7 protein-coding genes are annotated in these 10,574 nt (G+C 51.7%); all 7 read left to right on the forward strand.

Going from position 1 to position 10,574, the window contains the following annotated elements; all coding sequences use genetic code 11:
- Window positions 1–5 precede the first annotated feature (5 nt).
- The gene (locus tag FDW94_RS11270) at window positions 6–701 is read left to right on the forward strand and encodes a molecular chaperone (protein WP_137377609.1); all 696 of its coding nucleotides are present in this window, start codon (window positions 6–8) and stop codon (window positions 699–701) included.
- Window positions 702–744: 43 nt separating this feature from the next.
- Window positions 745–3,231 (forward strand): fimbria/pilus outer membrane usher protein, encoded by a 2,487-nt coding sequence (locus tag FDW94_RS11275; RefSeq protein ID WP_137377594.1) that lies wholly within the window; start codon window positions 745–747, stop codon window positions 3,229–3,231.
- Window positions 3,232–3,265: 34 nt separating this feature from the next.
- On the forward strand, window positions 3,266–4,264 hold the full coding sequence (locus FDW94_RS11280) for a fimbrial protein (protein WP_233097517.1): 999 nt from the start codon (window positions 3,266–3,268) through the stop codon (window positions 4,262–4,264).
- A gap of 210 nt (window positions 4,265–4,474) precedes the next feature.
- Window positions 4,475–6,724: a ferrichrome porin FhuA gene (fhuA, locus tag FDW94_RS11285; RefSeq protein ID WP_048227070.1), complete on the forward strand. Its 2,250-nt coding sequence runs from the start codon at window positions 4,475–4,477 to the stop codon at window positions 6,722–6,724.
- 47 nt (window positions 6,725–6,771) lie between these two features.
- Window positions 6,772–7,569 carry a Fe3+-hydroxamate ABC transporter ATP-binding protein FhuC gene (fhuC, locus tag FDW94_RS11290; protein ID WP_003829206.1) on the forward strand — a complete coding sequence of 266 codons (798 nt, stop codon included), beginning with the start codon at window positions 6,772–6,774 and terminating at the stop codon, window positions 7,567–7,569.
- Window positions 7,569–8,459, forward strand: a complete 891-nt coding sequence (gene fhuD, locus FDW94_RS11295) for a Fe(3+)-hydroxamate ABC transporter substrate-binding protein FhuD (RefSeq protein ID WP_137377596.1) — start codon at window positions 7,569–7,571, stop codon at window positions 8,457–8,459. Before fhuC ends, fhuD begins: the two co-directional genes overlap by 1 nt.
- A gap of 14 nt (window positions 8,460–8,473) precedes the next feature.
- Window positions 8,474–10,513 (forward strand): Fe(3+)-hydroxamate ABC transporter permease FhuB, encoded by a 2,040-nt coding sequence (fhuB, locus tag FDW94_RS11300; RefSeq protein ID WP_137377610.1) that lies wholly within the window; start codon window positions 8,474–8,476, stop codon window positions 10,511–10,513.
- Window positions 10,514–10,574: the final 61 nt, after the last annotated feature.

Consider the following 10,574-nt stretch of genomic DNA (forward strand, 5'->3'; position numbering starts at 1 on the left):
CGCGAATTTGTTTTGCCATCATTGGGCTTATTGCCATAAATGCACAGGCCAGCATTGTCCTGGGGGGAACTAGAATCATTTACCCGGAGAATAAAAAAGAAGTACAGATATCTATTAAGAATAAAGAAGATGCCAATAAATATCTGATACAAAGCTGGGTAACAAAGACAGATAACACAAAAGCGCCATTTATTATCACTCCGCCGATTTATAAAATGGACGCTAATGGCCAGGCTCTGCTGCATATCATCTTTATTGGCGATAAAGGTTCGCTACCACAAGACCGTGAATCGATGTTTGTTGCCAACTTTAAATCTGTTTCGGCTATGCCTGATGAATTAAAAGATAAAAATACGTTGCAGTTTGCGATGAAAACACAGCTGAAACTTTTTTGGCGGCCAGTGATTCTTAAAGAATCGGCCGCTGCCGGTGCGTGGGAAAAATTACGGTTTAGCCGTCAGGATTCTCAATTAACCGCAAAGAATCCAACGCCATTTCATATTTCGTTATTAGAACTCTCTGTTGGCGGAAAGCAGGTAAAACCTCTCGCAGACAGGTCTGTACCTGAGTCATTGTCAATGACGGTTCCTCCCTTTGGGGAACAGATATTTTCAATACCTGCAACTGCAGTAGGTGATGTGTCATGGGCTGCAGTGAATGACTATGGTGCTGCAACGGTGAAAAAGCGCCAATCACTATAATACGCAATGACCGTATGGGTAATAATTAAAGGGAATTTATTATATGCGGCCTTATCCTTTGCGATCTTGTCGACTCTTTTTGCTCAACAGTATCACGCTGGCATTATTCTCTTTTTTGCACCCTGCGAGCGCTAAAGATGAATTCAATTTGCATATTCTGGAACTCGGTACACCGTTAGAGAATACGTCAACACTGGAAACCTTTTTGCAAAATAATGGGTTACAACCAGGGACTTATTTGACTGAAGTGATGTGGGATTATGATCGCATTGATAAGCGAAATATTACTTACGTACTATCACAGGATAAGACGCAGTTACTCCCGCAGTTCAGCAAAGGGGATCTCAGAGAGCTGGGGGTGAAGGTTGATAGCCTTCCCGGCTTGAAATCATTGGCTGATACGGCTCCAGTTGGCGACATCGCCCAGTACATATCGGGAGCAAAGTTTGATTTTCAACTCGATAGCCAAACTCTTTTCATGCGGATACCGCAAATTTATCGCGACCAGCAAGTCGCTGGCGCTATCCCTATTAAAGACTGGGACGATGGCATTCCTGCGGCATGGAGCAGCTATTACATTAGCGGCAACCGCCAGCAAGTAAATGGCGAGAACGATAACTCGAACTGGGCAAGCCTTAATTCCGGTCTAAATCTTGGCGCCTGGCGGCTTCGTAATTCAAGTACCTACAGCAATTCGGATGGCTGGGATGCGATCAGCACCACGCTGGAGCGGGATATTAAATTTCTGCAAAGCCAGCTTGAAATTGGCCAGACATATACCAACGGCGAACTGTTTGACAGCGTACAGATGACAGGGGTGAAGCTGGAAACCGATACCAGCATGTTACCCAATAGCTTACAAGGGTTTGCGCCTGTTGTGCGCGGAATTGCCAATAGCGATGCAAAAGTAACGATTAAGCAAAATGGCTACACGATATATCAGACTTATGTCTCCAGCGGCCCCTTTGAAATCAGAGATCTCAGTCAGGTAACAGCAGGGTCAGATTTACAAGTTACCGTTAAAGAGGCTGATGGAAGCGAGCATTCGTTTATTCAGGCAAGCGCTTCGGTACCCATCTTACAGCGTGAAGGTGCGCTGAAATATAGCCTTGCTGGTGGAAAATACCGCGATAGCGATAACGGCGAGGAACCTGGGTTTGGTCAGGCGACGGTAATCTACGGCATGCCTCATGGCATTACGCTGTATGGCGGAGCGCTCGAAGCATCAATTTATCGTGCCGGTTTGGTCGGGGCAGGGGCCGATCTCGGTGAGCTTGGTTCTGTGTCTGTAGATGTTACTGCGGCCAGAACTCAGTTTGACGACGGGCGTGGTAATGCCAATGGTTTATCCTGGCGTGCACAATATTCCAAAGACTTTTCTGCAACAGATACCACGGTGACGCTGGCCAGTTACCGTTATTCCACTTCTGGTTTTTATACCTTCCAGGAAGCACTCGATCAGCGCGATAGAGGTGAAGATGATGGAATCTACAATTACCGTAAAACAAACAATCGTCGTAGCCGTTTACAGTTGAGTATGTCGCAATCATTGGGCTCTGTCGGGTCTGTGTATATCAATGGTTATCAACAAGATTACTGGGATATGAGTGGGCATGAGCGCAGTGCCAGTATGGGATTCAGCTCCAGTTGGCAGGACATCACCTGGTCTGTGAACTATAGCCTGACAAAAACACCAAACAGCGATAATGACCAGCAGGTTGCATTTTCCGTCAATATTCCTTTGTCACGTTGGCTGTCAAACAGTTGGGCGACCTACAACCTAAACAGCGCTAAAAATGGCAATACCGTGCATCAGGTTGGGATTGGCGGGACTGCGCTGGAAGATAACAACTTAAGTTATAACCTGCAGCAAAGCTATACCGATCACGATATTGGATATGGTGCGAGCATGACGGGGCGTTATCGTGGCTCATACGGTGAAATTGGGGCGAACTATAGCTATGCCAAAGATAGCAAACAGTGGAACTACAGCGCGCAAGGATCCGTCGTCGCACATCCTTATGGTATTACGCTGGGGCAATCTGTCCAGGATGCTTTTGCTATTGTCCATATTGATGAGGGAGCAGATGTTAAAGTCCAGAATATGCAAGGTATTTACACTGACTACTGGGGAAATGCGGTCGTACCATATCTAACTAATTATCGTCGTAATACCGTCACGGTGAACAGCGGGGAACGCGACGATCTGGATATCGAAAAACCGGCCAAAGATGTCGTACCTACGAAAGGGGCAGTTGTCGCAGCTAATTTCTCTGCCCGCCAGGGTATTCGCGCCTTATTAACACTTCACCATGGATCGAGTTTTGTGCCTTTCGGCGCGGTACTGTCAATTGAGGGGGGCTCCTCAATAGTCGGAGATGGTGGCGAAGTTTATCTGACCGGTTTGAAAGGTAATGTACCGTTTAAAGTACAGTGGGGTAGTGCTCCGGAACAACGCTGCGAAGGAAATGCACAGATCCCGGAAGATATCGAGTCCTCTATTTACCAGGCTGCGGTTGAGTGTCGATAGTGTAAAGGGAAAACATAAAATGGACTGTGGGAATATGAATAATTATATGATTTTTAGATTGATTCTATGTTGCGGTCTATTGTTCGCACAGCAATCAGTTCAGGCATCCTGCAAAATAGATAATGATGCGTCGCCGTCAACCTCTACGTTCAATATGCCGTCGTTTACGGTAAATGCGGACGCCGCTCCAGGTACGATCATTGCAACCCAGGAAGTGACTGGCGACCTTATTAATGTCGTGGACTGTACAGATAGTGGCGATATCTATACAGGTTATACCGTATTCACGAGTAGCGATGCCCGCACGGATAATCCCCTTAGCCGCGTTTATCAAACAAATGTTCCGGGAATAGGTTTTCGGGTTGCCTGGTCTAAAGATAACAGTTCCGGCCTAACAGAAGGATCGCTGGTCACCCCTATGCATTTAGGGTCGGCAAAAACATCCAATTTAAGTGACTATAGTATTCAATCACATGCGAGAGCTGAATTTGTCGTCACTGGTGTTGTGCAGTCAGGGGTTATTGACGTCAACATGCTCAATGCGGACTGGATTTATGATTCGCAGGTTATTGCTCAAATTCGCTTTGCGCCAATAGCGATTAACGTTACTGCTAACACCTGCAATTTGGTTGAAAAAAATATCACAGTGCCGCTTAAGAGAATCATGACTAGCGATATTGTGGACGGTTATTCCGATGTTGTATCTGATGATAGTTTCAAGATTCAGCTGGAACAGTGTGTCGCGGGCATCAAACTTGATTATAAATTCACCACTGCCGGTTCAACTGGCGTGAGTGGCAATAGCGACATCCTGGAGATCGCCAGTGGTAATGACGCGGCCGAAGGGGTCGGATTACAAATTCTCGACAGCAACAATAATGTGCTGAAATTTGATCAAGATTACAACGCGGTAGCGCAAACAACCGATAGGCAGTCTGTCACTATCCCTTTGAAAGCAAGATATGTACAAACAGGAACTGTAAAAGCGGGAAAGGTTGACTCTGTTGCGACATTTAACGTTTTTTACCGCTAGCCAAAAATAGCCTGTGTATTTGCAGGCTTTTCTTTTCAACATTCCAGCCTAATTTATTAACCCTTTCTTTTCATCTGGTTATTTCTTAACCCCTCAGTTTTAGTAGGGACGCGTATTGCTTGCTATCTCGCCAGAGTTTCGAATATTATGCTGCCGTTATAATAATAATTCTCGTTTACGTTATCATTCACTTTCATCAGAGAAATACCAATGGCGCGTCTTAAAACTGCTCAGCCAAGTTCATCGCTGCGTAAAATCGCAGTAGTGGTAGCCACAGCGGTTAGCGGCATGTCTGTCTATGCACAGGCGGCGGTTGACCCGAAAGAAGAAACCATCACCGTAACTGCTGCACCTGCTCCGCAGGAAAGCGCATGGGGGCCTGCGGCAACCATCGCTGCACGACAGTCTGCTACGGCGACCAAAACCGACACTCCGATTCAAAAAGTTCCTCAGTCTATTTCAGTGGTCACCGCCGAAGAGATGGCGTTGCATCAGCCAAAATCGGTCAAAGAGGCGCTCAGCTACACCCCGGGCGTTGCCGTGGGTACGCGTGGCGCGTCCAATACCTATGACTACCTGATTATTCGCGGATTTGCCGCAGACGGCCAAAGTCAGAATAACTATCTGAATGGCCTGAAGATGCAGGGCAACTTCTACAATGATGCGGTCATCGACCCTTATATGCTGGAGCGCGCCGAAGTGATGCGCGGTCCGGTTTCCGTTCTGTACGGAAAGAGCAACCCGGGTGGGTTGTTGAACATGGTCAGCAAGCGCCCGACAACGGAGCCGCTGAAAGAAGTTCAGTTCAAAATGGGCACTGACAGCCTGTTTCAGACCGGTTTTGACTTCAGCGATGCGCTGGATGACGATGGTGTGTACTCATACCGTCTGACCGGCCTGGCGCGTTCCGCGAATGCGCAGCAGCAGGGCGCAGAAGAACAGCGTTATGCCATCGCGCCATCTTTCACATGGCGTCCGGATGATAAGACGAATTTCACCTTCCTCTCCTACTTCCAGAACGAGCCGGAAACCGGTTATTACGGCTGGTTGCCGAAAGAGGGGACCGTGTCTAAGCTGCCAAATGGTTCACGTCTGCCGACCGATTTCAACGAAGGTGCGGACAACAATACCTACTCTCGTAACGAGAAGATGGTGGGCTACAGCTTCGACCACGAATTTAACGACACCTTTACCGTACGTCAGAACCTGCGTTATGCCCAAAACAAAGTGTCGCAGAAAAGCGTGTACGGCTATGGCATGTGCTCCGATCCGCTGTATACCAAAGATCCGGCTAACAGCCCTTGCGCCAGCATCCCTCAGTCAGATTGGGATCACACGCTGACTCGTCAGTACGTTGACGATAATGAAAAATTGCAGAATTTCTCTGTTGATACCCAGTTGCAGAGCACATTCGCCACCGGTTCCCTGGATCACACATTGCTGACCGGCGTTGACTATATGCGTATGCGTAACGATATCAACTCCTGGTTCGGTTGGGCTGGTTCGGTAGCGCCGTCTGATATCTATAATCTTGACCGTAGCGATTTTGACTTTGGCTCGCACCCTGGACCTGGCGCAGCTTATCGCGTTCTGAATAAACAGGAACAAACGGGCCTGTACGCTCAGGATCAGATGCAGTGGGATAAGGTGCTGGTCACTCTGGGCGGTCGTTACGACTGGGCTAAGCAGGACTCTCTGAACCGAGTTTCTGGTGTGCTGGACTCCCGTGATGACCGACAGTTCACCTGGCGTGGCGGTGTTAACTATCTGTTCGATAACGGTGTAACCCCGTATTTCAGCTACAGCGAATCGTTTGAACCAAATTCTCAGGTTGGGGAAAGCGGTAATATCTTTGCGCCATCTAAAGGTAAGCAGTACGAAGCGGGCGTGAAGTACGTACCGAGCGATCGTCCGATCGTGTTGACCGGTGCCGTTTACCAGTTGACCAAAACCAACAACCTGATGGCCGACCCGAATGGATCGATCTGGTCAGTTGAAGGCGGCGAAATTCGCTCACGCGGTGTGGAAATTGAAGCGAAAGCGGCGCTGTCTGCCAGCGTTAACGTGGTCGGTTCTTATACTTATACCGATGCGGAATACACCACTGACACCAACTACAAAGGCAACACGCCTGCCCAGGTGCCAAAACATATGGCATCACTGTGGGGGGATTACACCCTCTATGATGGTGCGCTTTCCGGGCTGACGTTGGGTACGGGTGTTCGTTATACTAGTTCCAGTTATGGCGATCCGGCAAACTCCTTCAAAGTGGGAAGCTACACGCTGGTAGATGCGTTAGTGCGTTACGATCTGGCGCGTGTAGGTATGGCTGGCTCCAACGTGGCGCTGCATGTGAACAACCTGTTTGACCGTGAATACGTCGCCAGCTGCTTCAATACTTATGGCTGCTTCTGGGGCGCAGAACGTCAGGTCGTTGCAACTGCAACCTTCCGTTTCTAATTTCTCTTTGGGCACGCTTTGCGTGCCCGTTTTACAAGTTGGCTGCTATGCAGGAAAACAGATCCCATCCCGACACCACTTTTGCGTTGCGTAATGTCTCCTTTCGTGTGCCTGGTCGCACGCTTTTGCATCCTCTCTCATTAACTTTTCCTGTAGGGAAAGTGACTGGTCTTATCGGCCACAACGGTTCCGGTAAATCGACATTATTGAAAATGCTGGGACGTCATCAGCCGCCGTCAGAAGGTGAAATCCTGCTCGACGAACAGCCGCTGGAGAGCTGGAGTAGTAAAGCGTTTGCCCGCAAGGTCGCCTATCTGCCGCAACAGCTGCCGCAGGCAGAAGGGATGACCGTACGCGAACTGGTGGCGATTGGTCGTTATCCGTGGCACGGGGCGCTGGGGCGTTTTGGCGTTGCCGACAGAGAGAAGGTAGAAGAAGCAATTTCGCTGGTAGGTTTAAAGCCGCTGGCGCACCGTCTGGTCGATAGCCTGTCCGGTGGGGAACGCCAACGCGCGTGGATTGCCATGCTGGTGGCACAGGACAGCCGCTGTCTGCTGCTTGATGAACCGACTTCCGCGCTGGATATCGCCCATCAGGTTGACGTGCTGGCGCTGGTGCACCGCTTAAGCCAGCAGCGCGGGCTGACGGTGGTTGCGGTGCTGCATGATATCAATATGGCGGCCCGTTACTGCGATTACCTCGTTGCGCTGCGCGGCGGTGAGATGATTTCTCAAGGAACGCCTGCTGAACTGATGCGCAGTGAAACTCTGGAACAAATTTACGGTATCCCGATGGGCATTTTGCCGCATCCGGCCGGTGCCGCACCCGTGAGTTTTGTCTATTAATGATCGGATTACATCATATTACTCGTCGGCGGCTGCTTACGGCGATGGCGCTGTCGCCTCTGCTGTGGCGGATGAATACGGCGCACGCCGCGGCGGTTGATCCCCAGCGCATTGTAGCGCTGGAATGGCTGCCGGTAGAGCTGCTGCTGGCGCTGGGTATTACGCCGTATGGCATCGCAGATATCCCTAACTACAAGCTGTGGGTCAGTGAGCCTCCTCTGCCGGACTCGGTAATTGACGTCGGGCTACGTACGGAACCCAATCTCGAACTGCTGACCGAAATGAAGCCCTCGTTTCTGCTCTGGTCGGCAGGTTACGGTCCTTCTCCTGAAAAGCTGGCGCGGATTGCACCAGGCCGGGGATTTAACTTTAGCGATGGCAAAAAGCCGCTGGCCGTTGCGCGACAGTCGCTGCAGGAAATGGCGCAATTGTTCAATCTGCAAGCTTCTGCTGAACGCCATTTGACTGAGTACGATCATTTTATCGCCAGCCTGAAACCGCGCTTTATGCAACGCGGCGCGCGTCCCGTGCTCCTGACATCCCTGCTTGATTCGCGGCATATGCTGGTGTTTGGCTCAAACAGCCTGTTCCAGGACGTACTGGACGAATATGGGATCCCTAACGCCTGGCAGGGAGAAACAAACTTCTGGGGCAGCACTGCCGTGAGTATTGACCGTCTGGCTGCTTATAAGGATGTCGATGTGCTGTGCTTTGATCACGGCAACGATAAAGAGATGGCTGCGCTGATGTCTACGCCATTATGGCAGGCGATGCCGTTTGTCCGTGGCGGACGTTTTCAACGTGTGCCTGCCGTTTGGTTCTATGGCGCAACGCTATCGGCCATGCATTTTGCCCGTATTCTGGAGAATGCGTTGGGAGGCAAAGCGTGAGCAGGAAACTTGAAATGCCGGATGGCGGCGCGAAAAGCGCTTTATCCGACCTATGGTTTGGGCGCTTTGTAGGCCGGATAAGGCGAAGCCGCCATCCGGCGTTGCTGTTGTTGGTGCTGTTTGTTGCTGCCTGCTGGCTGACATGGGTTAACTTCTCCGTTGCACTACCGCGCAGTCAGTGGCAACAGGCTATCTGGTCACCGGATATCGACATCATTGAGCAGATGGTTTTTCACTATAGCCTGCTGCCGAGGCTGGCGATTTCGCTATTGGTCGGCGCCGGGCTGGGCCTGGTCGGCGTGTTGTTTCAGCAGGTGTTGCGTAACCCGCTGGCGGAGCCAACCACGCTGGGCGTTGCGACTGGTGCGCAGTTGGGCATTACGGTTACCACGCTGTGGGCTATTCCTGGTGCGCTGACCACGCAATTTGCGGCGCTGGCGGGAGCATGTGTCGTTGGGGCGCTGGTGTTTGGCGTTGCCTGGGGCAAGCGTCTTTCTCCGGTGACGTTAATCCTTGCCGGGCTGGTGGTCAGCCTGTACTGCGGGGCGATTAACCAGTTGATGGTTATCTTCCATCACGATCAGCTGCAAAGCATGTTTTTATGGAGCAGCGGCACGTTAACGCAAACCGACTGGAGCGGCGTACAGCGTCTGTGGCCGCAGCTGTTGGGCGGTGTGATGCTGACTCTGTTGTTATTACGCCCAATGACGCTGATGGGACTGGATGACGGCGTGGCGCGCAACCTCGGTCTGGCGCTGTCGCTGGCACGTCTGGCGGCGTTATCGCTGGCCATTGTCATCAGCGCCTTACTGGTTAACGCGGTTGGGATTATCGGCTTTATTGGCCTGTTTGCACCGCTGCTGGCGAAAATGCTCGGTGCGCGTCGTTTGCTGGCACGTCTGGTACTGGCCCCGCTGATTGGTGCGTTGATCCTCTGGCTCTCCGACCAAATCATTCTGTGGCTGACCCGCGTATGGATGGAAGTCTCCACCGGTTCAGTGACGGCGTTGATTGGCGCACCGTTGCTACTGTGGTTGTTGCCGCGCTTGAGGAGTATGAGCGCCCCGGATATGAACGCCAGTAATCGCATCGCCGCTGAGCGTCAGAATGTGCTGGTGTTTGCGCTGGCGGGTGGCGTAATCTTGCTGCTAACCCTCGTGGTGGCGCTGTCGTTTGGCCGCGACGCACATGGCTGGACATGGGCTAGCGGCGCGATGCTGGATGAGCTGATGCCCTGGCGCTGGCCTCGCATTCTGGCGGCCCTGATTGCCGGGGTGATGCTGGCGGTAGCGGGCTGTATTATTCAACGTCTGACGGGCAACCCGATGGCCAGCCCGGAAGTGCTGGGCATTAGCTCCGGTGCAGCATTTGGCGTGGTACTCATGCTGTTTTTGGTCCCCGGAAATGCTTTTGGCTGGCTGCTGCCTGCCGGAAGCCTCGGGGCCGCGGCTACTCTGCTTGTCATTATGATTGCTGCCGGGCGCGGTGGTTTTTCACCGCACCGTATGCTGTTGGCCGGTATGGCGCTCAGTACGGCCTTTACTATGCTGCTGATGATGCTGCAGGCCAGCGGCGATCCGCGCATGGCGGGCGTGTTGACCTGGATTTCCGGTTCAACCTATAACGCGAGCGGAGAGCAAGTACTGCGTACCGGGATTGTGATGGTGATTCTGCTGGCGATGACGCCTCTGTGCCGCCGTTGGCTAACAATTTTACCGCTCGGCGGCGATACGGCGCGGGCTGTAGGTATGGCTATCACGCCATCACGCGTGGGGTTACTGCTGCTGGCGGCAGGGCTGACGGCGACAGCCACCATGACTATTGGACCGTTGAGCTTTGTCGGGCTGATGGCTCCGCATATTGCCCGTATGATGGGTTTTCGTCGGGCGATGCCGCATATGCTGATTTCGGCGCTGGCGGGTGGCGTGTTGCTGGTCTTTGCTGACTGGTGCGGCAGGATGGTGCTGTTTCCGTATCAGATCCCGGCGGGATTATTGTCGACGTTTATTGGTGCGCCGTACTTTATCTATCTGCTGAGAAAGCAGAGCCGCTGAGGCTGACCCCTTTCATGTAGGCCGGATAAGACGCTTTGCGTCGACATCCGGCAATAAAAAA

It is taken from the genome of Citrobacter sp. wls757, from assembly GCF_005280935.1.
Lineage (GTDB): Bacteria > Pseudomonadota > Gammaproteobacteria > Enterobacterales > Enterobacteriaceae > Citrobacter > Citrobacter portucalensis.